21 protein-coding genes and 1 tRNA gene are annotated in these 23,818 nt (G+C 68.0%); 16 read left to right on the top strand and 6 right to left on the bottom strand.

What is annotated here, in order from left to right; translation table 11 throughout:
* The coding region (locus ACT4N3_RS07920) for an aspartate-semialdehyde dehydrogenase (RefSeq protein ID WP_444854673.1) at window positions 1-842 on the bottom strand (842 nt) is incomplete at its 3' end.
* Window positions 843-954: 112 nt separating this feature from the next.
* On the opposite strand from ACT4N3_RS07920, the gene ACT4N3_RS07915 reads away from it, so the two are divergent.
* The 12 genes from ACT4N3_RS07915 to ACT4N3_RS07860 all read left to right on the top strand — a co-directional run bounded on the left by ACT4N3_RS07915 (window position 955) and on the right by ACT4N3_RS07860 (window position 13,558).
* Entirely contained in the window at window positions 955-1,758 is an 804-nt protein-coding gene (locus ACT4N3_RS07915) for a DUF2189 domain-containing protein (protein ID WP_444854672.1), read from the top strand.
* 66 nt (window positions 1,759-1,824) lie between these two features.
* Window positions 1,825-4,026 carry a M20/M25/M40 family metallo-hydrolase gene (locus ACT4N3_RS07910; RefSeq protein ID WP_444854671.1) on the top strand — a complete coding sequence of 734 codons (2,202 nt, stop codon included), beginning with the start codon at window positions 1,825-1,827 and terminating at the stop codon, window positions 4,024-4,026.
* Window positions 4,027-4,056: 30 nt separating this feature from the next.
* The gene (locus ACT4N3_RS07905; protein ID WP_444854670.1) at window positions 4,057-5,379 is read left to right on the top strand and encodes a replication-associated recombination protein A; all 1,323 of its coding nucleotides are present in this window, start codon (window positions 4,057-4,059) and stop codon (window positions 5,377-5,379) included.
* Window positions 5,372-5,731, top strand: coding sequence for a hypothetical protein (locus ACT4N3_RS07900; RefSeq protein ID WP_444854669.1), 360 nt, complete (start codon window positions 5,372-5,374; stop codon window positions 5,729-5,731). Before ACT4N3_RS07905 ends, ACT4N3_RS07900 begins: the two co-directional genes overlap by 8 nt.
* Window positions 5,728-6,597, top strand: coding sequence for a hypothetical protein (locus tag ACT4N3_RS07895; RefSeq protein ID WP_444854668.1), 870 nt, complete (start codon window positions 5,728-5,730; stop codon window positions 6,595-6,597). The genes ACT4N3_RS07900 and ACT4N3_RS07895 overlap by 4 nt, the downstream gene beginning before the upstream one ends.
* A 25-nt stretch (window positions 6,598-6,622) precedes the next feature.
* Window positions 6,623-6,698: transfer RNA gene (locus ACT4N3_RS07890), tRNA-Thr, on the top strand.
* 133 nt (window positions 6,699-6,831) lie between these two features.
* A complete protein-coding gene (locus tag ACT4N3_RS07885; protein ID WP_444854667.1) occupies window positions 6,832-8,145 on the top strand; it encodes a protein kinase domain-containing protein in 1,314 nt (437 codons plus the stop codon).
* A complete protein-coding gene (locus ACT4N3_RS07880) occupies window positions 8,142-8,933 on the top strand; it encodes a PP2C family serine/threonine-protein phosphatase (RefSeq protein ID WP_444854666.1) in 792 nt (263 codons plus the stop codon). The genes ACT4N3_RS07885 and ACT4N3_RS07880 overlap by 4 nt, the downstream gene beginning before the upstream one ends.
* A 23-nt stretch (window positions 8,934-8,956) precedes the next feature.
* Window positions 8,957-10,483, top strand: a complete 1,527-nt coding sequence (locus ACT4N3_RS07875) for a PrsW family intramembrane metalloprotease (RefSeq protein WP_444854665.1) — start codon at window positions 8,957-8,959, stop codon at window positions 10,481-10,483.
* Window positions 10,484-10,487: 4 nt separating this feature from the next.
* Window positions 10,488-11,171 carry a vWA domain-containing protein gene (locus ACT4N3_RS07870; protein WP_444854664.1) on the top strand — a complete coding sequence of 228 codons (684 nt, stop codon included), beginning with the start codon at window positions 10,488-10,490 and terminating at the stop codon, window positions 11,169-11,171.
* A gap of 9 nt (window positions 11,172-11,180) precedes the next feature.
* Window positions 11,181-12,296, top strand: a complete 1,116-nt coding sequence (locus ACT4N3_RS07865) for a hypothetical protein (RefSeq protein WP_444854663.1) — start codon at window positions 11,181-11,183, stop codon at window positions 12,294-12,296.
* Window positions 12,293-13,558, top strand: coding sequence for a rhodanese-like domain-containing protein (locus tag ACT4N3_RS07860; protein ID WP_444854662.1), 1,266 nt, complete (start codon window positions 12,293-12,295; stop codon window positions 13,556-13,558). The genes ACT4N3_RS07865 and ACT4N3_RS07860 overlap by 4 nt, the downstream gene beginning before the upstream one ends.
* Before the next feature lie 10 nt (window positions 13,559-13,568).
* Here ACT4N3_RS07860 and ACT4N3_RS07855 read toward each other — a convergent pair whose 3' ends face one another.
* Together ACT4N3_RS07855 and ACT4N3_RS07850 are read right to left on the bottom strand one after the other, a co-directional pair.
* Entirely contained in the window at window positions 13,569-13,964 is a 396-nt protein-coding gene (locus ACT4N3_RS07855; protein WP_444854661.1) for a DUF2141 domain-containing protein, read from the bottom strand.
* Window positions 13,933-14,697 (bottom strand): sterol desaturase family protein, encoded by a 765-nt coding sequence (locus tag ACT4N3_RS07850; protein WP_444854674.1) that lies wholly within the window; start codon window positions 14,695-14,697, stop codon window positions 13,933-13,935. The genes ACT4N3_RS07855 and ACT4N3_RS07850 overlap by 32 nt, the downstream gene beginning before the upstream one ends.
* A gap of 84 nt (window positions 14,698-14,781) precedes the next feature.
* Between ACT4N3_RS07850 and crtY the strand changes: the two genes are divergently transcribed.
* From crtY to ACT4N3_RS07830, 4 genes are read left to right on the top strand one after another with little or no spacing between them, the layout of a single operon-like run.
* Window positions 14,782-15,873 (top strand): lycopene beta-cyclase CrtY, encoded by a 1,092-nt coding sequence (gene crtY, locus ACT4N3_RS07845; RefSeq protein ID WP_444854660.1) that lies wholly within the window; start codon window positions 14,782-14,784, stop codon window positions 15,871-15,873.
* Entirely contained in the window at window positions 15,870-17,351 is a 1,482-nt protein-coding gene (locus tag ACT4N3_RS07840; protein WP_444854659.1) for a phytoene desaturase, read from the top strand. Before crtY ends, ACT4N3_RS07840 begins: the two co-directional genes overlap by 4 nt.
* Window positions 17,335-18,240 carry a phytoene/squalene synthase family protein gene (locus ACT4N3_RS07835; RefSeq protein WP_444854658.1) on the top strand — a complete coding sequence of 302 codons (906 nt, stop codon included), beginning with the start codon at window positions 17,335-17,337 and terminating at the stop codon, window positions 18,238-18,240. The genes ACT4N3_RS07840 and ACT4N3_RS07835 overlap by 17 nt, the downstream gene beginning before the upstream one ends.
* Window positions 18,237-18,740 (top strand): O-acetyl-ADP-ribose deacetylase, encoded by a 504-nt coding sequence (locus ACT4N3_RS07830; protein WP_444854657.1) that lies wholly within the window; start codon window positions 18,237-18,239, stop codon window positions 18,738-18,740. Before ACT4N3_RS07835 ends, ACT4N3_RS07830 begins: the two co-directional genes overlap by 4 nt.
* Here ACT4N3_RS07830 and ACT4N3_RS07825 read toward each other — a convergent pair.
* The 3 genes from ACT4N3_RS07825 to ACT4N3_RS07815 form a co-directional block, all read right to left on the bottom strand.
* A complete protein-coding gene (locus tag ACT4N3_RS07825; protein WP_444854656.1) occupies window positions 18,722-19,237 on the bottom strand; it encodes a sterol desaturase family protein in 516 nt (171 codons plus the stop codon). The two genes, ACT4N3_RS07830 and ACT4N3_RS07825, sit on opposite strands and share 19 nt — an antisense overlap.
* 109 nt (window positions 19,238-19,346) lie before the next feature.
* On the bottom strand, window positions 19,347-22,067 hold the full coding sequence (locus ACT4N3_RS07820; protein WP_444854655.1) for a TonB-dependent receptor domain-containing protein: 2,721 nt from the start codon (window positions 22,065-22,067) through the stop codon (window positions 19,347-19,349).
* A 77-nt stretch (window positions 22,068-22,144) separates the two neighbouring features.
* On the bottom strand, window positions 22,145-23,722 hold the full coding sequence (locus tag ACT4N3_RS07815) for a hypothetical protein (protein ID WP_444854654.1): 1,578 nt from the start codon (window positions 23,720-23,722) through the stop codon (window positions 22,145-22,147).
* Window positions 23,723-23,818: the final 96 nt, after the last annotated feature.

Below are 23,818 nucleotides of genomic sequence, written 5' to 3'. Positions count from 1 at the left end.
CCGCCGTCCTCGCGCTTATCGACCAGCATCACGCCCGGCGCCTCGCGCAGGATCGCCTGCGCCTGTTCGGCCGACATCTCGTCCTCGAACTCGATGTTGATCGCTTCCGAATGGCCGACGAAGACCGGCACGCGGACGCAGGTCGCGGTGACCTTGATCCTGGGATCGAGAATCTTCTTGGTCTCGACGACCATCTTCCACTCCTCCTTGGTCGAGCCGTCGTCGAGGAAGTCGTCGATATGCGGGATGACGTTGAAGGCGATCTGCTTGGTGAACTTCACCGGCGTGTTGGCATCGCCGACGAAGATGTTGCGGCTCTGCTCGAACAATTCGTCCATCCCCGCCTTCCCGGCGCCGGAGACGGACTGATAGGTCGCGACCACCACCCGCTTGATCCGCGCGACGTCGTGCAGCGGCTTCAACGCCACGACCATCTGCGCCGTCGAGCAGTTCGGGTTCGCGATGATGTTCTTCGCCCGATAGAGATCGATCGCCTCCGGGTTCACCTCCGGCACGATCAAAGGCACGTCCGGGTCCATCCGGAACAGCGACGAATTATCGATCACGGTACAGCCGGCCGAGGCTGCCCTGGGGGCATGGATTTTCGAGGCCGCCGAGCCGCAGGCGAAAAGCGCCATGTCCCAGCCGGAAAAATCGAAATGGTCGATATTCTGGACCTTCAGCTCCCCGCCGCTGTCGCCGAAGTCGATGATGTCGCCGGTCGAACGCGGGCTCGCCACCGCCGCGACCTCATCGACCGGGAATTGCCGCTCGGCGAGGATGTTGAGCATCTCGCGCCCGACATTGCCGGTGGCTCCGACGACCACGACCCGATAGCCCATCATTCATCTCCGCTCGATTGCAGGGCGATCTAGCGATTGGCGGCCCGGGAACCAAGGGCCACGGAACGAACTTTGTGCTATGAGCGACTCTCTCGGCCGCAGGAGACATCCGATGGCAGCCACACTCACAGCCACACCAGTCGCGCCGGAGATACCGGTCCGCACGATCGATGCGGGCGACCTCAACGCGGCGCTCCGCGAAGGCCTCGCCGATTTTCGCGAGAAGCGCGGCGACATTTTCATCGTCGGGCTCATTTATCCGATCATCGGCTTCGCCGCGGCGGCGCTGTCGCTCGGCGGCGCGTTCGTCCCGCTTTTCTTTCCCATCCTCGCCGGCGTCGGTCTGCTCGGCCCGGTGGCGGCGCTCGGTTTCTACGAGCTGGCGCGGCGGCGCGAGGCGGGGCTGGAATCGACCTGGTCGCATTTCTTCGACGTGGCGAAGCGGCCCGCATGGGAGTCGATCCTGGGGGTCACGGGCATCCTGCTCGTGATCTTCCTGGTCTGGGTCGCGGTCGCCTGGGTGCTCTATGCCGCCTTTCTGGGCGCGGCGCCGGCGACGCCGGGTGATTTCCTGACCGCCTTGTTCACCACCAGCCGGGGCTGGATGCTGATAGTCACGGGCAATCTGGTCGGCGCCGCGTTCGCCTGGGCGGTGCTGATGCTCAGCGTCGTCTCGCTGCCGATGCTGGTCGACCGCGATACCGACGCGCGGACGGCGCTGTCGACCTCGATCCGCGCGGTGCGCGCCAATCGCGGTATCATGCTGCGCTGGGGCATCACGGTCGCCGCCTTGCTGGCGCTGGGCGCGATTCCGGCCTTTGTCGGGCTGGCCTTCGTCCTGCCCTGGCTCGGCTACGCCACCTGGCATCTCTACACCCGCCTGGTGGACCGAAGCGCGATCCCGCAACAGGCGTGACCCGGTCCCGGCAGGCTCTCGCCTGAGCCCGCGCATCTGCTATGCCCTCTCGGCAAGGGGGCGGGCATGATGCGAGCGGGGCTGATCCTGACGGGCGCGATTGCGCTGCTGCTCGCCGCGATGGCGGTGAAGGGCATGCTGATCGTCCTGCCCTCGCCGCCCGCGACGCAGAGTGGCGTGGACTTCGACGCGAACCGCGCCGCCGCGCGGCTCCAGCGCATATTGGGCGACGAGCGGCCGCATCCGGTCGACAGCGCCGCGAACGATGCGGTCCGCGACCGGCTGATCGCCGAGATGCGGAGCGTCGGCCTCAGCCCGCGCATCACCGACGACTTCGCCTGCAACAGCTTCCAGCGCAGCCGCTCCGTCTCCTGCGCCCGGGTGCGCAACCTCGTCGCGACGATCGGGCCGGAGCAGGGCCGGCATCTGCTGCTCGTCGCCCATTATGACAGCACCTTCGTCGGGCCCGGCGCGGGCGATGCGGGAATTGGCGTCGCGACCTTGCTCGAAACCGCGGCGCTGCTGCGCGATCAGCCGCTGACTCGCCCCGTCACCTTCCTGTTCAACGAGGGCGAGGAGATGGGCCTGCTCGGCGCCCGCGCCTTCCTGGACCGCGATCCTCTTCGGGAACGAATCGATACGCTCATCAATCTCGAGGCGCGCGGCGTGAACGGCCCGGCCTTCATGTTCGAGACCAGCCGGCCGAACGCTGCCGCGATCGCGCTCTACCACGCCTCGTCCCCGCGCCCGGTCGCCAACTCGCTGACCACCGGCCTTTATGCCCTGATCCCCAATTCGACCGATGTGACGGTCTTCAACGCGGCACCGTGGACGATCCTCAACTTCGCGATCATCGGCAACGAGACACGCTATCACAGCGCCGGCGATGATCTGGCCGCGCTCGACCGGCACAGCCTCCAGCATATGGGCGAGCAGACGCTGGCGGCGGCGCGGCTCGTCGCGTCCGGCGGCGCGCCGGCGGCGGAAGGCGAATGGCTCTACGCGGATCTGCTCGGGCGCGTGATGGTGACGATGCCGATGCTGGTGGGCCTCGGGCTGCTCGCGCTGCTCGTCGCCTTCATGGCTGTGATCGTCTGGCGGCGGCGCGCCTTCGGCCGGCCGTTGCTCGCCATGATCGTCGGCGTTGTCGGATCAGCGGCTTTCGCATGGATCGGCCAGGCCTGCGTCGGCCTGCTGCGCGACGGCGATTATTGGCGCGCCTGGCCGCTCGTCGCCAGCACCGCAGCCTATGCCTCGGCGATTGCCGCCATCCTGCTCGCGTTCAGGCTGATCGCCCGTGACGCCGATCCCATTCGCATGCGGCCCGCCTTCTGGCTGCTCTTCACTTTGCTCGGCGCGGCGCTGTCGGTGCTTGCGCCGGGCGGGGCGATCTTCTTCATCGGCCCGCCCCTGCTCGCCGCGCTCGGCATGGCCGCCTCTCGCTGGAGCCCGGCGGCCGAGCGCATCGGCGCCATTCTCGCGCTGCTCTTGCTCTACCTCACCTTCGGCGTCTCGCTCGGCATGTTCGAGGAGCTGATGAACAACGGCCCGCACTGGATGTTCGCGCCACTCGGCGCGCTCATCCTGATTCCGGCATTGATCGAGCTCGCGCCGCTGATCGCCCGCATCCGCACCGCCTTCATCTGGGCGGGCGCGGCCGATCTCGTCCTGATCGGCTGGGCGGCGGTGGCGCTCAAGCCGGCCTACAGCGCCGATCGCCAGCAACTCTACGGCATCGAATATGTCTGGGACGCCGACGCGCGGAGCGGCCGCTGGGCGGTCAACAATGACGGCGCGGCGGTGCCCTACGAAGCAGCGTGGGAGCGGGCCGAGCTGCCTTATTCGACCCGGCGGCGATGGGTGACGACTGCCGCTTCCCTGCCCATCCGGGCGCCGACGCTGACAGTCATCGGACGGGGTCGCACGGGCGATGGGCGCCATCTGCGGCTGCGCCTCGCCACCAACGGGGCGGAGGTCGTGACCTTGATCGCGCCGGCGGTAGCGCGGCTCAGCTTCCTCGCCGGGCCGGGCGGTCGGATGGGCGCCGGGCCAGAGGAGCGGGTCACCTTCCGCTGCATCGGCCGCAGCTGCGACGGCGCGACCTTCGACGTGCTGATCGAGCGCGCGGAGCCAGCGACCATCACGATCGTCGGCACCCGCGTCGGCCTGCCGAACGAAGCCGCGCCGCTCGTCGCCGCCCGTCCCGCGACGGCGCGGCCGCAATATGCCACCGACTCGACAATCGCGTTCGCGCGGCTGCGGCTTTAGGGCTCACCCGAAATCGGCTAATCCCCGCGCGTGGCCGATCTCTTCCAGGACGATCTTCCGCCGGCACCGGCGCAAGCGCCGTCGGACAATGCGCCGCTCGCCGATCGCCTGCGGCCGCAGCGGCTCGACGACGTCGTCGGCCAGGAGCATCTGACCGGCCCGGACGGCGCGATCGGCCGGATGGTCGCCGCCGGCAAGCTCGCCTCGATGATCCTCTGGGGGCCGCCTGGCACCGGCAAGACCACGATCGCCCGCCTGCTCGCCGATGCGGTGGGGATGCGCTTCGTCGCCATTTCCGCCGTCTTCTCCGGCGTCGCCGACTTGAAGAAGGTGTTCGCCGAGGCGCGCGAGCATCTGCGGATCGGCAAGCAGACGCTGCTGTTCGTGGACGAGATCCATCGCTTCAACCGCGCCCAGCAGGACGGCTTCCTGCCCTATGTCGAGAACGGCACGGTCGTGCTGGTCGGCGCGACGACTGAAAATCCGTCGTTCGAGCTGAACGCCGCGCTTCTCTCCCGCGCTCAGGTTCTGATCCTGAACCGCCTCGATGCTGGCGCGCTGTCAAAGCTGCTTGAGCGTGCCGAGGAGCTTGAGGGACGGCCGCTGCCGCTCGCCCCGGCGGCGCGCGAGGCATTGGTCGCCACCGCCGACGGCGACGGGCGCTTCCTGCTCAATCAGGCCGAGACCCTGTTCTCGATCGAGATCGAAAAGCCGCTGGAGCCGGCCGAGCTGGCCGCTTTGCTTCACCGCCGCGTCGCGGTCTATGACAAGGACCGGGAGGGGCATTACAACCTCATCTCCGCGCTGCACAAATCGATCCGCGGTTCGGATCCGCAAGCGGCGCTTTATTATCTCGCGCGGATGCTCGTCGCCGGCGAGGAGCCGCTTTATCTGCTCCGCCGCCTCACCCGTGCCGCGTCGGAAGATATCGGCCTCGCCGATCCCAATGCGCTGGTCCAGTGCATCGCCGCCAAGGACACCTACGATTTCCTCGGCTCGCCCGAGGGCGAGCTCGCGATCGTCCAGGCCTGCCTCTATCTCGCCACCGCGCCCAAATCGAACGCCGCCTACAAGGCGATGGGCGCGGCCTGGCGCAGCGCGAAGGAGACCGGCTCGCTGATGCCGCCGAAGAACATCCTCAATGCGCCCACGAAGCTGATGAAGCAGATCGGCTACGGCAAAGGCTATCAGTACGATCACGATGCCGAGGAAAGCTTTTCCGGCGACAATTACTGGCCCGAGGAAATGAGCCCGCAGACCTTCTACGAACCGACCGACCGCGGCCTGGAGAAACGGATCGCCGAACGCATGGCCTGGTGGGAGGAAAGACGAAAGGCGCTGCGCGATGAGTGAACGGATCGACAGCTGGGAGAAAGCGGTCGCTTTCGCCCTGTCGCTGCCCGACACCGAGCTTTCGCGCAGCTATGGCCAATCCGCGGTCAAGGTCGCGTCCAACGGCCGCGTCTTCCTCTACGCCAGCCGCGAGCCCGACACTTCGTTCGGCATGGCGATCGATCTCGACACGATCGAGATGCTGAAGGAGACCGGTCCCGAAACCTTCTGGCAGACACCCCATTATATCGGCTGGCCCGGCGTTCTCGTGCGCTTCGACAGCCCCGATCCGGAGCGGGTGCGGGCGATGATCGAGCGCTCGCGCGACTGGTCCGCGGCGCGGCCGAAGGTGAAACCGCGGAAGAAGAAGTGACGCCCCGTTTCCGCCATTTCGCGGTCGCCGATTGGTCCGGCGCCAAGGGCGAGCGTCAGAAGGGCATCGCGATCGCGATCTGTTCGGTGGGCGCGGAAGCGCCGTTACTCGTGCGGCCCGATCGCGTCTGGTCCCGCGAGGACGTGCTCGCCTGGCTGACCGAAGACCTGCCGGACGACACGCTGGTCGGTCTCGATCTCGCGCCCGGACTGCCGTTCGCCGATGCCGGCGGCTTCTTTCCGGGTTGGTCCGAGAGTCCGGCGGAGGCGCGGGACCTGTGGGCGCTGGTCGAACGGATAAGTGCCGACGATCCGCACCTCGCGGTTTCGACCTTTGTCGACCACCCCGAGGCCAGTCGCTATCTGCGCCGCCATGGCGGGCGCCGGGGAGACCGTTTCGGCGAACAGGGAGGGGGCCGGTTGCGCGAGGTCGAGTTTCGCCAGCGCGGTCATGGGCTGTCGCCCTACAGCTGCCTGAACCTCGTCGGCGCCGCCCAGGTCGGCAAGTCCAGCCTCACCGCGATGCGGCTCCTGCATCGCCTCGCCGGGCGGCTGCCGGTCTGGCCGTTCGACCCGGTGCCGGAGCACGGCTCGCTGATTGTGGAAATCTATACGAGCCTGGCCGCCCGCGCGGCGGGCATCGGCAAGGGGCGCAGCAAGATCAGGGATGGTGCGGCGCTGGACGCGGCGCTGGCGGCGCTGGCCTCGTCGCCGCATGCGCCGCTGACGCACTATTCCGACCATGCCACCGATGCGATCCTGACCACCGCCTGGCTCCGCGCCAACGCCTGCCGCCCGGAACTCTGGACGCCGGCCGGACTGGAGGCGGTCCGCCGCACCGAGGGCTGGACGTTCGGCGTCCTTTAGACCATTCGCGCTATGGAATGCCGATGCCGGTTTAGCTCAGCTGGTAGAGCAGCGGTTTTGTAAACCGAAGGTCGGGGGTTCGAGTCCCTCAACCGGCACCATCGCCCCACGCCGCTCGCATCGCCCGGTTTGAATCGCCCGCCGTTCCCGCTACACTTTGTGAGGCAGGGCGGTGATGTCGATGCGTAAACCCATAGATTCGCGCGGCATTGGGCGCTGCTGGGACGGGCGGCGATGAACGCGCCGACCGGCCCGTCGCTGCAGCCCGGCCAGCCCTTCCTCACCGTCAACCACCGTCGCGGCACGGTGGGCCAGCTCCTCGGCGCCGGCGGCCAGGGCGAGTGCTATCACGTCACCGTCGACGGCTTGCCGTTCGCGCTCAAATGGTATCACCGCAATTATGTCGAGATCGACACCGGCCTGCGCGGCCGGCTGGAGCGGGCGGTGCGGCGCGGCGCGCCGACGGGGAATTTCCTCTGGCCGTTCGATCTCGTCGAGATCGCCGGCAGCGGCAGCTTCGGCTATTTCATGCCGCTCAGGGGCCACGAGTATGTCTCGATCCGCGATCTCATCGCCGCGCCTCCCAAGAGGGTGGAGATCGACCTCGGCCGGCGGGCGAAGATCTGCGTCCAGCTCGCCGAGAGCTTCCTTGAGCTGCATGCCAGCGGCTTCTGCTACCAGGACATCAATTTCGGCAACATCTTCTTCGATCCGGCGACGGCGCGGATCCTGATCTGCGACAACGACAATGTGAACATCGACGGCGCGGATGCCAGCATCTACGGCACCCGCAAGTTCATGGCGCCGGAGGTCACACGGCGCGAAACGCTGCCCAACAGCCGCACCGACCTTTATTCGATGTCGGTCCTGTTCTTCTACACCTTGCTCGGCTGGCACCCGCTCGATGGCAGGCGCGAGCATGAGGTGACCCTGATGGACGCCAATGCCGAGCATCGGCTCTATGGCGGCGACCCGTTGTTCATCTTCGATCCGGCGAACGACGAGAACGGCCCGGTGCAGGGCTATCACGACGCCATCGTCGCCCGCTGGAACTCGCTGCCCTCGACCGTGCGCACCCTGTTCACCCGCGCTTTCACCAAGGGCCTCGTCGATCCCGGCGCGCGGGTGCTGGAGACGCAATGGCGCACCGCGCTCAACAAGGTGCCCGGCGCCGTCTTCCAGTGCGGATATTGCGGCTTCGAGCATGTCGCGGAGATCCGCGGCAAGAAGGCGACGGCGCGGCACGACTGCCTGGCCTGCCGGCAGCCCATGACGCCGCCTTTCTTCTTGCTGCGCGGCACGAAAAGCGAGCGGCTCGGCGTCGGTGACATGATCGGCGGCGGCAAGGGACGGGTCGAGGTCCATCCCACCCGCGCCGAGCTGGTCGGCCTGCGCAATCTCACCCAGGGCCCCTGGCAGGTTCAGGTGCCCGGCGCAGGCTCGACCCATGAAGTGCCGCCGGGCAAGACGGTGCGGCTGATGGACGGGGTTCGGATCGATTTCGGCGGCGACAGCGGCGTCGTCACGGTTGCGGAGAAGATGGCATGAGTTCCTGGCGGATCGGCGGCGGATCGGTGCGCGGGCCGTCGCACGAGCGGACCGGCAAGCCCAATCAGGACGCGATCCTGTGGCAGCCCAGCACCGGCGAGGGGAGCCGGATCGTCGGCGCCGTCGCGGATGGCCACGGCGCGGCGCCGCACTTTCGCTCCGATGTCGGATCGAAACTGGCGGTCGAGGCGGTGACGGAGCTGATCGCCTGGGAGCTCGACGACGGCGAGATCACCGATTTCGACCACAGCATCACCGCCGAGATCGTCCAGGCCTGGCGGATGCGCGTCGACGCCCATCTCGCCGCCGCGCCCTTCGATCCTCCAGCACCGGCGAGCTACACACCCTATGGCGCGACCCTGCTGGCGATTGGCGCGAACGAGACCCAGATGCTCGTGCTGCAGATCGGCGACGGCGATCTGCTGCTCGGCTATCCCGACGGCTCGCTGGCGCGGCCGCTCGACGCCGACGAAGGGTTGATCGGCGAGCAGACCTATTCGCTGTGCATGGCCGATGCCACGGAGCGCTTCCGGTTCGCCTGCTTCCGCAGCGGCGACGGCCGGCCCCTGCCGAGCTTCATCATGCTGTCGACCGACGGCGTCTCGAAGTCGTTCCGCGACGACGGCGCCTTCGAGGAGGCGATCGCCTCGCTCCGCGATCTCGCGACCGAGAATTGGGATCGCACCCTCGCCGCCTTGCCCGGCTGGCTGAGCGATGTGACCAGCCGCGGCAGCGGCGACGACGCGACTCTTTGTCTTGCGGTGCGGTCCGACACGGTTCAGACCTAGGCCCCGAGGGAGGAGACAGAAAAATGGCGGATCCCAACCGACCGTTCGTGCCCCCGGTCCCTCGGGATCATGACGACGCCACCTTTTCCGAGATGGTTCCGTTCCGGTCGAAGAAGATCAAGCTGTTCAAGAGCCCGCTCTTCCTGCTCGCGGTGCTGGCGGCGGTGCTCGCGCCCTTCATGTTCAGCCTGTTCAACGCGATGCTGACGGCGCGCTCGGCGCAGGACGCGCTCAACGCGATGATCACCTCGAACATCATCGCGGTGTTCTTCATCGTGCTGATGTTCCAGCTGATGTTCTACCTCTACGTCCGGCCGAGCCGGAGCATCTGGGTCTATCTGATTCCGTTCGTTGTCGTCGCTTTGATGGTCTATTTCCCATTCATCCTCGGCCTGTTCATCCTCGTCTTCCGCGAGATCCTCCCCGGCGACGTCTCTTCCATCCTCCAGGGCAATCAGCAGCCGAGTTTCGTGCCGCTCTTCATCGCCATGTTTTTCGGCGCCGGGCTGATGGAGGAGCTGTTGAAGGCGGTGCCGATCCTGTTCGGCGCCTGGCTGGCGGTCCGGGCGATCAAGGATCCGAGCAAGGCGCAGGGCGGCTTCTACAATTTGCTCCACGTTCGCGGGCCGCTCGACGGCGCGCTGATGGGGGTGTTCGCCGGCGGCGGCTTCATCCTCATCGAGACCGCCTTCCAATATGTCCCGAACATGGTCGCGACCATTTACCAGGCGAGCAACGATCTCGGCGCGGCGATGACCGGCGCGCTGCTGCTGCTGCTGCCGCGCGTATTCGGCGGCATCGTCGGCCACATGGCCTATTCGGGCATCTTCGGCTATTTCATCGGCCTCGCCGTGATCAGGCCGAAGCAGAGGTGGAGGCTGCTGCTGATCGGCTATCTCAGCGCCGCCCTGATCCACACCTTGTGGAACAGCGTCGGCACGATCTCCTTCGCGCTCCAATATGTGATCGCCGGCGTCGCCGCGGTCGGGCTGGTCGGCGCGGTCCTGAAGGCGCGCCAGCTGGAGGCGAGCCGGTCCGGCATGAGCGCCGAGACGATGGGCTCGATCGTCGTCGAGCGCCCCGGCGCGCCGCACGCCGCGCCGATGCCGATGGCCCCGGCGATGGCGCCGGCGCCGCAGCCTGTCGCCGCGCCAGCCCCGCCGGTGCAACCCACGGCGCCACCGCAGGCGACAACGCCTCCCGTGACAACGCCGCCGCCGCAAGCCGCGCCGGATGCCGCCGCGCCGGCGGAGGTGCTGATGCTCAATATCGACGGCATGATGCTGCCGCTGCGCGCCGGCGGACGGCTCGACCTTGCCGCCGAGCCGGCGCTCGGCGGGCGCGGTGCCGGCATCCTTGGTTCGATCATCCCCCATCCCACCCGCGCCAACGTGCTCGGCCTCAAGAACGAGGGCGCGACGGGCTGGAAGGCGAAATTGCGCGACGGCAGCATGCAGATGATCGAGCGCGAGCAGAGCATCCGTCTGGCCGCCGGGGTGGAGATCAGCTTCGTCGACGGCCTGCGCGGTGCGGTCGTGAAGCTGGGCTGAGCCGATGCCGGCCGGCGATCTCGCGCTCGACCCGACGGCCCTCGCAAGGCGGCAGCTTCAGGTGATGTTCGCGCTCGATTGCTCGGGCTCGATGCAGGGCGACCGCATCGCATCGTTGAACTATGCGATGCGCACGGCTCTGCCCGAGCTGGCCGAGGTGGCGGCGGAGAATCCGGAGATCGACGTCCGCGTGCGGGTGCTGCGCTTCGCCGACGCGGCGGAGTGGCAGGGCGACGCGGCGAGCGCCGGCGACTATGTCTGGCGCGATCTCGCGGCCGACGGCGAGACCAATATGGGCGCCGCACTGCATGTTCTCGCGCAGGCGCTGAGCCCGGAAGAGATGAAGGGGCGGCAATTGCCGCCGGTGATCGTGCTCGCCTCGGACGGCTTGCCGACCGACGAATATGACGAGGCGCTGGCCGAATTCTTCGCCGCTCCGTTCGCCGAATCGGCGGTGCGGGTGGCGATCGCGATCGGCACCGACGCCGATCTCGACCCGCTCGACCGCTTCATCCGCCACCCGACCGCGCGGCCGCTGCGCGCCAGCAACGCGACCGAGCTGGTCAACCGGATCAAATGGGCGACGACCGCCCCCGTCAAGGCCGTCTCGTCGCCGACAACGGGCCCGGACCCGCTGGCGACGATGGGCGGCGAAGCCTCCGGCCCGCAAACCGAAATCATCTGGTAGGGAGCCCCCATGTCCGTCGAAGCCCGACTCCAGGCCCTGGTCCAGAATTACCGCGCCCAGCATGGCGACGCCGGCCTTTATGCCTCGACCCAGCTGATCGCGCAGCTCAGCAGCCAGGCGCCGGATCTCTATGGCGAGATCAGGGCCCTGTCCGCGGCCATCACCGGCAATGCGGTGGCGCGGATCGCGGCCTCGCCGGACCAGGACGGCGAGGCGCAACGCGTCGCGACCGAGATCGCCGGCACCGAGAAATTGTCCATGGCCGTCGCGATCGCCGGCGTCGCGGTGGCGCGCGCGCTCGGTCCGGTCGGCGGACCCGCGGCGCCGGCCATGCCGCCCCCGCCGCCGGCCGCGGCGGGCGGCTGGGCCGGAGAAACGGTCGTGGCGGGCCCCGCACCTGCGCCCGGCTATCCGCCCGCCGCCGGCTATGTTCCGCCCGGCTCCGTCCCGCCGCCCGGCCAAAGCGCGGCGGTGCCGATCTACAAGAACAAGGTCGCGATCGGGGTTGCCGCGGCGGTCGTTCTCCTGCTGGGCTATGCCTATACGCAGCGGGCACCGTCGCGGCCGCAACCGGGACCTGTCACCAATGAGCAGGGCCCGCTGGCCGGCGGCCCGCAAGGCGGCGGTGCGCCGCAGGGCGGCCCCGGACCGCAAGGCGGCGGCGCGCCCGGCGGCGGGCAACAGGGAGCGAGCGGCCAATATCCGATGCTGAGCCGCAGTGGCACCCTGCCCGGCCTGCAGGTCAACCGGATGCAGAACGGTTATGCGATCCCGTTCCTGATCGAGACGCAGAGCGGGCCGGCCCCGGGCGGCGTGATCGTGCCGTTGAACGGCTGGGATCAGGGACCGACGACAATCGTCTTCGGCCAGCCCGGCGACACGACCGGCCAGGGCCAGATCGTCAACCAGGGCAGCGTCCAGATGCAGCGCGTCGAGGGGCCCAACGGACCGGCCCGCGCCGGCCAGGTGCAGTGGCAGCAGGACGCGCTCAACATGGGGCCGATCTGCGTCGCCTTTCAGGCCCCCGCCCAGACGCAGAGCGGCGATGTCGGCCTGTCCGGCACGACGATGTGCGTGATGGACGCCAATTGCCAGCAATCGGCGGGGTGCGGCCAGGTCCGATGACGAGCGGCGTCCAGGCCTTCGATCGCCTCGCCGAGGCCCTCGCCGAGATCCGGCCGCGCTTCGGCGCCGGCGCCTTCTCCGACCGGCGCCGGGTGATCGGCCTGCTCGCCGACAAGGCGCCCGATGCCAAGCGCGAGATCAGGGTTGTCGGCACCGCGATCGACGAAGGCATTCCGGCCGCGCTCGCGCGCACCGAGCGCCACCTCGTCGGGGTGGAGATGGATCGGCTGGCCAACGGGCTCGAAGCCTCGACGGGCCTGAGGCTGGACATCGCCCGCCAGGTCGTGCGCGCCTTCGCTTTCGCGATGGACCTCGGGCCGTTGCCGTCCATCTATGAAGCGGCGACGATGCCGGTCGCGCCTGTCGCGCCGCCGGCTGCTCCGGTCCCCGCCCCCACCGGCGGCTGGACCGGGATGACCGCGCCGGTCCACCCGGCCCCGCCGGCCAGCCCGATCTCGCAATATCCGCCTCACTCCCAGCCGACCCAGCCTTATCAGGCGGCGCCGGGCGCCGCCACACCGATGGCCTTCGCCAGCGTGCCGGCGCAGAAGCCTAACATGGCCGGCCGGATCGCGCTCGGCGTCGGCGGCGTCATCCTCCTGGCCTTCGGCGTATCGCAGATGATGGGCCCCGGCGGCTCCGGCGCGGGCAACAATGTCGTCGTCTCCGGCGAAACCGGATTTGCGGGCGAGCTCGTCGATCAGGGTATTGCCGCGCAAAGCGAGCTCAACGCCAATCTCGGCTCGCCGACGCCCCTGTCGATCGCGGTTGGTCAGCGCGTGACGACGGCCGAACTGCAGGGGATGATCCAGGAGGATCCGCAGGTCGTTCTCGTCGATGTCCTCGCGCAAGCCCACGACCAGACGATCCAGGGTTCCTACTGGCTGCCGTCCGGGGGCTCGGCCGGCTCTTTCCAGGACAGCTATCAGAGCGATTTCGCGGCCGGCCTCAACCAGGTGACGGGCGGGGTCTATTCGCGCCCCGTCGTGTTCTTCTGCGCCGGCGCCAATTGCTGGGAATCCTACAATGCAACGTTGCGGGCCAACGCCGCCGGCTACACGCGATTGTTCTGGTATCGCGGCGGCCTGGCCTCCTGGGCCGAGGCGCGGCTGCCGATGGCGCCGCTGCCCACCCAGGGCGCGGCGCAGGGCCAGGCCGACCCGCAACAACAGGATCAGCCGACGATCGATCCCCCGATCGAGCAGCCGACCGATCCCAACGGCGCGACGACGCCGACCGGCGACAAGATCCCGACCGAATGAGCGGCAGCGCTCAGAGCAGATAGGTCATACGGACGATCAGGGTCGTCCGTCCGTGGGCGATCGGAAAGCGCACGTCTTCGTAGCGCGGCGGGCCCATCCTGAGACGCGGGTTGCGCGAGAAGCCGAAACCCTCGCGCGGGATCGCCATGAACGTGTCGAGCCGGCCGTTATTGTTCTCGTCGTGGATCACGCCCAGCGCCCAGGTCCCCGCCGCCAGCCCGGTGAAGCGGATCGTCCCCGCCCCGCGCGCCGGCACCGTGCGGCTCACCGCCGCCGGATCGCGGTCGCAATTGGGGAAATGGGCCGGATTGCGGCTGAGGCAGAGGCGGACGACGCCGTTCGCATTCCTCAGATTCTGGATCTGGACCTCGACCTCACCAGGCCCCGCCTGCCCGCTCAGCGCCACGAACAGCGCCGCTGGCGCGATCAGGCGCGCGCCGCGTGAAATCGCCGAGCCCGCGGTCGGTGCCGCAGAGCCGGTCCCAGAAACGGAAATAGAGCCCATAATTGCATCCATATTGCTGGTGGTGCCGCTGATGGTGACTCGCGGTGATCAGCCAGTTCCCTGCCCTACCCGCCACAAGCGCGCGCGGGAACATCTCCCAGCCCATGTGATTGGTGACGCCCATCACGGTCATCACCGCGAGCACGAGCCCAAGCGCCGCGACATGGATCGGGATGGTGAGCACCAGCGCCGGGATCACCACCGCGCCGGTGATCGCCTCCCAGGGATGGAAGCTCATCGCGGCCCAGGCGGTCGGCGGCCGGCTGGCATGGTGCACCGCGTGGGCGATCCGGAACATGGCCGGCCGGTGCATCAGCCGGTGCGTCCAGTAGAACCAGCTGTCGTGGGCGAAGAGGTAGACGGGCACCGAGGCCGGCAGCCACCAGAGGGGGTAATCGCCGGCGTCCGTGTAGACTTGCGTCCAGCCATGCTCCTGCCAGCCCCAGGCGAGCAGGCCGGCCGGCGCGCCGTAGATGAAGGCGCTCGCCAGCGACCAGCCGATCTCGCGACGGATCTGGGGGTCAAGCCCCGCGTAAAGTCCACGATGCCGCAGCCGCGTGAGCCAGGCGAACGCCCCGCTCACCGCCAGATAACGGACGCCGACGATCAGCGTCATCACGACGATCGAAACCATTATGGCGACCCAGGCGTCCACGCGCGTGTCTTAGCGCAGGGCTTGGCGGCGCGCGACCGCCATGCGTAAGGGGGCATTGTGAACGTGCGGGGCAAGCCACTGACGATCGCCGGCGGCGGGCTGGCCGGCAGCCTCGTCGCGCTCGCGCTCGCGAAGCTGCGGCCCGAGGTGCCGTTCATGCTGATCGAGCAAAGCGAGACGTTCGGCGGCAACCATATCTGGTCCTTCTTCGACGCCGATATCGCCGCGGCCGACCGCTGGCTGGTCGAGCCCTTCATCGCCAGGAGCTGGGACGGCTATGACATCCGCTTCCCCGCCCGCGCCCGCACCCTGCCGACCCGCTACAACAGCACCCGATCGAAGCTGCTGGACCGACTGGTGCGCGAGCGGCTGCGGCCGGACCAGTACCGCCTTGGTATGATCGTCCCGGGGCACGAGATCGACATCGACGCGCGGGGGGCAGCCCATCTGGAGGCGCTCGATCTCGGCTGGCAGAAATTCGTCGGCCGTGAGGTCCGGCTCGCCGCGCCGCACGGCCTGGAACGCCCGATCGTCATGGACGCCTGCGTCGATCAGGTCGACGGCTATCGCTTCATCTATTGCCTCCCCTTCGCCGAGGATCGCCTGCTGATCGAGGACACCTATTACAGCGCCGATGCCGCGCTGGACCGGGACGCGCTTGGGCGGCGGATCGAGGCTTATGCCGAGAAGCAGGGCTGGCGCGTCGCGGCCGTCGAGCATGAGGAAACCGGCGTGCTTCCCGTCGCGATGGGTGGCGATTTCGACGCCTTCTGGCCGGAGAGCGACCGGGCCGCGCGGATCGGGCTGTGCGGCGGCTTCTTTCATCCCACGACCGGCTATTCGCTCCCCGATGCGGTACGGACCGCGATGCTGATCGCGCGGCAGGAGGATTTTTCCAACCTGCCCACGGTCCTGCGCGCGGCGTCGAAACGGCTGTGGAAGGCGCGCGGCTTCTATCGCCTGCTCGACCGGATGCTGTTCCGCGCCGCCGCGCCGGCCGAGCGCTATCGGGTGCTGGAGCATTTCTATCGGCTCGATCCGGCCTTGATCGAGCGTTTCTATGCCGGGCAATCGACCTTGGCGGACAAGGCGCGGATCCTGTCCGGCAAGCCGCCCGTGCCCCTCCGCCGCGCGTTGAAGGCTTTGGCCGCATGACGAAGACCGCCGCGATCATCGGCGCCGGTTTCGGTGGCCTTGCACTTGGCATCCGTCTGCAATCGGCGGGCATCGCAACGACGATCGTCGAGGCGCGCGACAAGCCCGGCGGCCGCGCCTATGTCTGGGAGCGGGACGGCCATGTGTTCGACGCCGGGCCGACGGTCATCACCGATCCGGACTGCCTGAAGAAATTATGGGCGCTCACCGGCGCGGACATCGCGCACGACGTCGATCTCGTGCCGGTGACGCCTTTCTACCGGCTCACCTGGCCGGACGGGACCGTTTTCGACTATTCCAATGACGACAAGGCGCTGGAGCGACAGATCGCGGCGCTGAATCCGGCCGATGTCGAGGGCTATCGCAAGTTCCTGGATTATTCGGCGGGCGTCCATCGCGAAGGCTATGAGAAGCTCGGCGCCGTCCCCTTCCTCGATTTCGCCTCGATGCTGCGCGCCGCGCCGGCGCTCGCCCGCTACCAGGCCTGGCGCTCGGTCCTGTCGATCGTTTCATCCTATGTGAAGAACGACAAGCTCAGGCAGGCGCTGTCCTTTCACACCTTGCTCGTCGGCGGCAATCCGATGACGACGAGCGCGATCTACGCGCTGATCCACAAGCTGGAGCGGGACGGCGGCGTCTGGTTCGCGAAAGGCGGGACGAACGCGCTGGTCCGGGGCATGGCCGCGCATTTCGAGCGGCTGGGCGGAACGATCCGGCTCGGCGACCCGGTCGACGAGATCATCACCGACGGCGCCCGCGCAACCGGCCTGCTGACGAAGAGCGGCTGGCACGCCCAGTTCGACGCGATCGCCAGCAACGGCGACGTGGTCCACAGCTACGGCCTGCTGCGCGGCCACAATCGCGGTGCGAAGATGGTCCGGAAGCTGAAGCGACGCCGCTTCTCGCCCTCGCTCTTCGTCGTCCATTTCGGCGTGCGGGGCGACTATCCCGACGTCCGCCACCACACGATCCTGTTCGGGCCGCGTTACGAAGGGCTGCTTGGCGACATCTACAAAAGGGGCAGGCTACCGGACGATCCGTCGCTCTATCTCCACCATCCCAGCATCACCGATCCGGCGATGGCGCCGGACGGTCATTCGACCTTCTACGCGCTCGCGCCGGTGCCGCATCTCGGCAAGCTGGATGTGGACTGGAGGGTGGAAGGTCCGCGCTACCGGAACCGGATCATCGATGTGCTGGAGCAGCGGCTGATGCCGGGCCTCCGCGAGCGGATCGCGACCTGCTTTCATTACGCGCCGAGCGATTTCGCCGCCGATCTGGGGGCGCATTTGGGCTCCGCCTTCAGCCTCGAGCCGCTGCTGACGCAGAGCGCATATTTCCGGGTGCACAATCGCGACGACGTGATCCCGAACCTCTATTTCGTCGGTGCGGGCACCCATCCCGGCGCCGGCATTCCGGGTGTGGTCGGCAGCGCAGAGGCGACCGCGGGACTGATGATCGATGACCTCAAGTCCTGAACGCCAGTCCCTCGTCGCGGAGGCGGAGCGGATCATCCGCGAGGGCTCCAAATCGTTCCGCTTCGCCAGCAACCTGTTCGATCAGGAGACGCGGGAGCGCGCCTGGCTGCTTTATTGCTGGTGCCGCGCCTGCGACGATCATGCCGACGGCCAGACGCTCGGCCACAACGCCGTCGCACCCGCCAACCCCGCCGAACGCATCGCCTTTTTGCGAGAGACGACCGATCGCGCGCTCGCCGGCGAGACGATCGGCATCGCACCGTTCGACGCGCTGCGCGTCGTCGCGGCCGAGTGCGGCGTCCCGCGCCGCTTCATCGACGATCACCTCGCCGGCTTCGCCCTCGACGCGGAAGGATGGCGGCCGGAGGGCGAGCAGGACATGCTCCGGTATTGTTATCATGTCGCCGGCGCGGTCGGCTGCATGATGGCGGTGATCATGGGCGTCGATCCGGCGGAGGACGACACGCTCGACCGCGCCGCCGATCTCGGCCTCGCCTTCCAGCTCTCCAACATCGCCCGCGACCTGGTCGAGGACGCCGGCGTCGGCCGGACCTACATTCCCACCGACTGGGGGCCGGCCGATCCTAACGACCGCGCGACCCTGGCGGACTATGCGGAGCGGCTGGCCGATCTCGTCAAGCGCTACGAGGCTTCGGCCCGGGTCGGCGCGGCGCGCCTTCCCTTCCGCGCCCGCTGGGCGGTGCTGTCTGCGGCGAACATCTATGGTGCGATCGCCCGCAAGGTCGTCGGGCGAGGCGAGGCCGCCTGGGACAGCCGCACCGTGATCCACAAGCCTGCCAAGCTCATCCACGTCGTCAACGCGCTTGTCGAATGCGGCGACAAGCCGGAGCCGATCGACCGCGCCGGCCTCTGGACCCGGCCGCGATGACGAGGCTGGCCGCCCGACAGGTCGACATCACCACCCTCGCCGTCGACGCGATCGTCAACGCGGCAAACTCCTCCTTACTTGGAGGCGGCGGCGTGGACGGTGCGATCCATCGCGCCGCAGGGCCGGAGCTGGTGCATGAGTGCCGACTGCTCGGCGGCTGCAAGACCGGCGATGCAAAGCTGACCAGGGGCTATCGTCTGCCGGCGCGCTTCGTCCTCCATACCGTCGGCCCCGTCTGGCGCGGTGGCGGCGAAGGCGAATCCGCACTGCTCGCGTCCTGTTATCGCCGCTGCCTCGAGATCGCGGCGGAAAAAGGCTTCCGCACTCTCGCCTTCCCGGCGATCAGCTGCGGCATCTACGGCTATCCGATCGAGCAGGCCACAGAGATCGCTGTGCGCGAAACGCGTGCCGCCGTCGCCGCAAATCCGGACTGGGATGAGGTGATCTTCGCCTGCTTCGGCGCCGAAGTGCTCGCCGCCTATCAGCGGCTGCTCGGCTGAGCCCCGGCGGCGGCGCGCACGCCGGCCCGCTCTCGCCGCACAAGCTCAGCCTTCAATTCCTCCGCCGGCGGCGCCCAGAGGAAGCCGAAGCTCACCGTGCCGTGCTTCGTCTCGACCGCATGGTGGAGCCGGTGCGCCTGCACGATCCGCTTCATATAGGCCGAGCGCGGCACATATCGGTGGTTCAACCGCTTGTGGACGATCACGTCGTGGAAACCGAAATAGATCGCGCCATAGGCCGCGATCCCCGCCCCGATCCAGGTCGCCCAGGCGCCCCAGCCGAGCTGAACGCCGCCGAGGATCAAAGTGATCGAGGGGAGCGCGAAGATCACCGCGTAGAGATCGTTATATTCCCAATTGCCCGCGCGCGGCCGGTGATGGCTGGCGTGGAGGAACCAGCCCGGCCCGTGCATCACCCAGCGATGCGCGACATAAGCGACGCCTTCCATTGCGAGCACGGTCGCGACGAAAAGCAGGAGGCCGAAAAACCAGGGCATGCGCGCCATATAGGCGCTCGCGACACGCCGCGCACCTGTTCTCCGGCGAAGGCCGGAGTCCAGCCGACAGGAAAGCCAGGGCCCCGGCCTACGCCGGAGAACAGTCCTATCAGAAACGCACCGTGAACGACGCGCTGAACGACTGGCCGAGGCGGTAGGAGTTGATGTCGATCCGATTGGCGCCGCTTTCCTGGAACTCTTCGTAATCCTGGCCGAAAATGTTGCGCGCCTCCAGCTTCAGCTCACCGCGCGTATTGCCGAAGAGCGGAACCTCCTGCCGCAATACGAAATCGACGCGGAGGCCGGGCCGCTCGATGATGTCGGGCTGGCGCAGCAGGCCCTGGATCGGGCCGCGGTTGGTGACCCGCTCGCTCGCATAGCTGAACAGGAACGTGGCCTGGCTGAGCCGGTCGGTATCCTCGATACCGATCTGCAGGTTGGCGAGATGGTCGGACTGGCCGGTCAGCCGCGCGCCGTCCTGGAACAGCAGGTTCGAGGCGACCGGCTGCAGGTCCGGGCCGATGATCGTGCGGTTGGTCGCCGAGATGCTCGACTGGGTATAGGTATAATTACCGATCAGCAGAAGGCGGCGGGTGTCGAAGAACGCCCCTCCCAGCCGGTCGAGCGGGACATAGACCTGCGCCTCGATCTCGGCGCCATAGAGTTCGGCCTCGGGTGCGTTGGCGAAGCCGACGCGCAGCTGGCCGCCGCCGGCGAAGAAAGCCGCCGCCTCGATCGGATTCTCGATCCTTTTGTAGAAGCCAGCCAGCGACAGGCGCTGGTCGCGGGCGAAATACCATTCGTAGCGGGTCTCGAAATTGAGCAGCTCGCTATCGACCAGGAAGGGGTTGCCGGTGAACTCGCGGTCCGATTCGAAGTCCTGGTAGATTTGCGGGGCCAGCTCGCGGAACTGCGGCCGGGCGATGGTTTGCGAGGTATGGAACCGGAGCTGCATGTCGCGAGCCAGGTCCCAGGTCACCGTCACCGCCGGCAGCCAGTAGCTGTTGTTGATGCTGGTCGGGGTCAGGACGGCGCCGATGCCGATCGGCTGCACGCTCTGATCACCATCCTCGTAGCGGATGCCGACGGTGGCGCGCAGGCCGTTCAGAATTTCGCCCTCCGCCTGGGCATAGGCGCCATGAACGGTAAGGTCGGCCTCGTAAGCCGCCGTGCCCTCCGCGCCCGAGACGTCGCGGAGCTGGATGTTGAAGGTCTGGATATTGAAGTCGGAGAGCAGGAAGTCCGGCCGCTCCTGGGAGACGCCGAGCGGCAGCGCGCCGTTCGGGCTGAAATACTGGAACTGGAAGCGCGACGAGGTGCGCTCCGTGCGGGTGTAGGCATAGCCGGCCGAAAGGACCAACCGGTTTTCGGTCGGGGCGCGCCAGGCGAGATCGAGGCCGCCCGAATAGACGTTTTCGTCGAGCGCGCTGAACGCGATGTTGGCGAACTGCCCGCCCTGGGCGAGATTGTTCACATAATCGTCGACGTCCGTGGTGCTGCGCGTCGCCGGATTGTTGTCGCCGAGATAGAAATAGCCGATGCTCCGTTCATAGGGCGACTCGCGCCGCGCATTGGCATATGCGGCGCGCAGATCGACACTGAGATCGCCGAACTCGAACTCCGCGACGAGTTGGCTGTTGAACAGCTGGCGCTCGAACCAATAGGTGTTCTGCTCGATCAGCGACGGCGGCAGGTTCGGATCCTGATCGGTAACGTTGCGGTTGAAGCCTGCGGCGAGCCGGCCCTGCTTCAGCGTGTCGCGGATGAACAGGTTGATCCAGCGGATCTGATGCTCGCCGAAACTCGCGCCGAGGCCGAGCAAGCCGTTAACAACGACCCGGTTGTCGGTTGTGACGGTGCGGAAGCTGGTCTGCGGCGTGCCGGCAATGCCCGGATCGTTGGACGTTTGCTGCAGCGCGTCGCGGGTCAGCCAGCTGTTGGAGAAGCCGGCCGCGGCAATGACGCCGATCCGGCCGCTGCCGACGTCGAACGCGGTGCCCGCGCTGAGCTCCGCCGAGAAGTTGGCCGGGATGTTGCGATTGGTCTGGAGCACCGTCGTCGCGGCGTTGGTCAGGCTCATCGCGAAATCGCGGCGCTGCGCGGCGGTCGTCTGGTTGAACGTCCCGCTCTCGACCGCCGCGCGCAAGGCAGGCGGGAATCGGCGGGCGCCGTCGTCGAAACCGAACATGTCGGTGTCGCTGCCGAAATAGGTGTAGCCGAGATTGAAGGTCGTCTCGACGTCGCCGCTGGTGCCTATGCCGACGTTGAGGAAGGAATCGCGCGGCACGGCGGGCGTGGTGAGGTTGATCACGCCGCCGCCGAACTCGCCCGGATAATTGACCGAATAGCTCTTCTGGACGAGCGACGAGGCGATGACGCTGGTCGGAAAGATGTCGAGCGGGACGACGCGGCGCAGCGGCTCGGGGCTCGGCAGCGGTGAGCCGTTGAGCAGGGCCAACGAGTAACGATCGCCCAGGCCGCGGACGAAGACGAAGCCGTTGCCGACCACGCTGAGGCCGGTCACGCGCTGCAGGGCGCCGGCGATGTCGCCCTCACCTGTGCGGGCGATGTCCGCCGCCGACAGCACCGATACCACTTGCGGCATGACACGCACGATGTTGGGCGTTCGCGTGCCAGTGACGACGACATCCGCGTCCGCTTGGACGGGGCTGGCGCCGGGGACCGAGACTTCGATCTCCTGCTCCGGCTCGGGCTCGGCTTGCTGGACCGGCGGCGCGGGCGGCGGCGGAGCCGGCGTTTGCGCGAGCGCCGCGGGCGCGACGAGGGCGGAGCTGAAGAGAAGGCCGCCAAGGAAGATCGTCTGTCGCATGGGTTCCCCCAAGATCATGCAATGCAAATGGGGGCGGCGACCCAAGCCGCCGCCCCGGTCGTGCGTGGCGGCGGCGCTCAACTCGTCGGGATCGCGGTGCAGGAGCCGCTGGTGCCGCCGAAGCTGGCGTAGCTGGAATTGCAGGTCCAGCCGGCGAACCAGGTGTCCGTCGCGTCGCGCACCGCGCCGATATAGGTGACCGCCGTCATCCGGTTGGGCGCCGCCGCATTGGGCTGGCCCGTGCCCGCGAACGTGTCGGCGTTGAAGGTGGTCGGATCGGTCGCCGCGACCGCCGCCTCGTTCGCGCCGTTGATGAACACACTGGTCAGTGTCGATACGTGCGCGTCGCTGTTGTTGTTCGTGCCCGTTCCGAAGATTGCGGCCACCGTCGCAGTGGTGACGTTGCCGTCGTTGCGATAGGCCGTCGGACAGGCGAGCCGCACCGAGCGGAAGACCGGCGGCCCCAGATCCTGGAGTGCCGCGTCCGCCGCGCGGGTCGTCGTCCCGCCGGTCTCGTCGATGTCGAGGCAGGCGGCCGCGCTGACCACCACGCTGTTGAGCAGCGCGTAATCGGTACCGCCCCGGAACAGCAGGGCGTTGCCGCCCGAGCCGACGCGATTGTAGACGAACGTCGCGTTCGACACTCGGGTATATTGCCGCGGCAACGCATCCTCGTTGCCGTTCGAATCGACCTCGAGCGCCGAGTCGCCGTCGCCGGTCGGCTTCTGCACCGCGATGACGAACTGGTGGGTGCCGCGCGCGCCGAGATCGGTGTCGAGCGCATCGTCGTCCGCGCCGGTGATGACGAGGAAGCGGGTGTTCACCCGGCCGCCGAAAATCTCGATCCCGTCGTCGGAGCTGTTGTGGACCTGGATGTTGTTGATGGTGGTGAGTTGGCCGACGCCACCCATCGTCAGGCCCTGCAGCTCGTTGCCCGGCGCGATCTGGAAGCCGGAATAGCGGATCTGGACGAATTGCAGCGTGCCCGAATTGTCGTTTGGCGAGGCGCCGCCGTAGAGCGAGCCGGTCGTGCCCTCGATCACCTGCTGGCAGCCGACCGAGCCGCCGGGAACCGCGGTGTTGCAGTCGCTGATCGGCGCCCGGCCGAGCAGGATGATGCCGCCCCACAGGCCCTGCGAGCTGTCGGTCACCGTGCCGGCGACATTGTCGCGGGCGGTGAAGATGATCGGGCTGGCCGTCGTGCCGACGGCTTGCAGGCGCGAGCCGCGATTGACGACCAGATAGTCGTTGCCCGATGAACCGAACACCACGGACCCCGCCTGGATGGTGAGGGTCACAGCCTGGCAGCCGGCCAACGGAGCCGCAGTGTCGCCGCCGCAATCGGTGCCGACGTTGACCGGGCCGACCAGCGAGTAAGCGACGCCCGGCACGTTCTGGATCGTCGTGTCCACCGTGAACCGGCTGGGCAGCTGGCAGGCGCGGCGCGAGCCGACGACGCCGCCATCGGTCGTGCCGGTCGGGCAGGACGCGGCCGGTGTGCCCGGCGTGGGCGTCGGAGTCGGAGTCGGCGTGGGGGTCGGCGTCGGCGTCGGCACGATGATGACGCCCTCGCCCGGCGAGGCGACGTCGTCGGCGCCGCATGCGGCCAGCGGAATCAGCGTCGTGACCAGGAACAACGCGCGAAGCTTGGACATGGAAACCCCCTTCGGTGATTGCCGGCGACTCGGCGGAACGGCCCTATCGCCTCGACAGGCCGACTAGAGGTCCAATGTGATGCTTCTATTACAATG

It is taken from the genome of Sphingosinicella sp., from assembly GCF_052388015.1.
Lineage (GTDB): Bacteria > Pseudomonadota > Alphaproteobacteria > Sphingomonadales > Sphingomonadaceae > Allosphingosinicella.
This window is presented reverse-complemented; position numbering and strand designations above follow the sequence as displayed.

Excerpts from the sequence above, each read along its gene's own strand:
- ACT4N3_RS07915 (WP_444854672.1), top strand. The coding sequence starts at position 955 with ATGGCAGCCACACTCACAGCCACACCAGTCGCGCCGGAGATACCGGTC.
- ACT4N3_RS07910 (WP_444854671.1), top strand. The coding sequence starts at position 1,825 with ATGATGCGAGCGGGGCTGATCCTGACGGGCGCGATTGCGCTGCTGCTC.
- ACT4N3_RS07900 (WP_444854669.1), top strand. The coding sequence starts at position 5,372 with ATGAGTGAACGGATCGACAGCTGGGAGAAAGCGGTCGCTTTCGCCCTG.
- ACT4N3_RS07885 (WP_444854667.1), top strand. The coding sequence starts at position 6,832 with ATGAACGCGCCGACCGGCCCGTCGCTGCAGCCCGGCCAGCCCTTCCTC.
- ACT4N3_RS07880 (WP_444854666.1), top strand. The coding sequence starts at position 8,142 with ATGAGTTCCTGGCGGATCGGCGGCGGATCGGTGCGCGGGCCGTCGCAC.
- ACT4N3_RS07875 (WP_444854665.1), top strand. The coding sequence starts at position 8,957 with ATGGCGGATCCCAACCGACCGTTCGTGCCCCCGGTCCCTCGGGATCAT.
- ACT4N3_RS07870 (WP_444854664.1), top strand. The coding sequence starts at position 10,488 with ATGCCGGCCGGCGATCTCGCGCTCGACCCGACGGCCCTCGCAAGGCGG.
- ACT4N3_RS07865 (WP_444854663.1), top strand. The coding sequence starts at position 11,181 with ATGTCCGTCGAAGCCCGACTCCAGGCCCTGGTCCAGAATTACCGCGCC.
- ACT4N3_RS07860 (WP_444854662.1), top strand. The coding sequence starts at position 12,293 with ATGACGAGCGGCGTCCAGGCCTTCGATCGCCTCGCCGAGGCCCTCGCC.
- ACT4N3_RS07850 (WP_444854674.1), bottom strand. The coding sequence starts at position 14,697 with ATGGTTTCGATCGTCGTGATGACGCTGATCGTCGGCGTCCGTTATCTG.
- ACT4N3_RS07840 (WP_444854659.1), top strand. The coding sequence starts at position 15,870 with ATGACGAAGACCGCCGCGATCATCGGCGCCGGTTTCGGTGGCCTTGCA.
- ACT4N3_RS07835 (WP_444854658.1), top strand. The coding sequence starts at position 17,335 with ATGACCTCAAGTCCTGAACGCCAGTCCCTCGTCGCGGAGGCGGAGCGG.
- ACT4N3_RS07830 (WP_444854657.1), top strand. The coding sequence starts at position 18,237 with ATGACGAGGCTGGCCGCCCGACAGGTCGACATCACCACCCTCGCCGTC.
- ACT4N3_RS07825 (WP_444854656.1), bottom strand. The coding sequence starts at position 19,237 with ATGCCCTGGTTTTTCGGCCTCCTGCTTTTCGTCGCGACCGTGCTCGCA.
- ACT4N3_RS07820 (WP_444854655.1), bottom strand. The coding sequence starts at position 22,067 with ATGCGACAGACGATCTTCCTTGGCGGCCTTCTCTTCAGCTCCGCCCTC.
- ACT4N3_RS07815 (WP_444854654.1), bottom strand. The coding sequence starts at position 23,722 with ATGTCCAAGCTTCGCGCGTTGTTCCTGGTCACGACGCTGATTCCGCTG.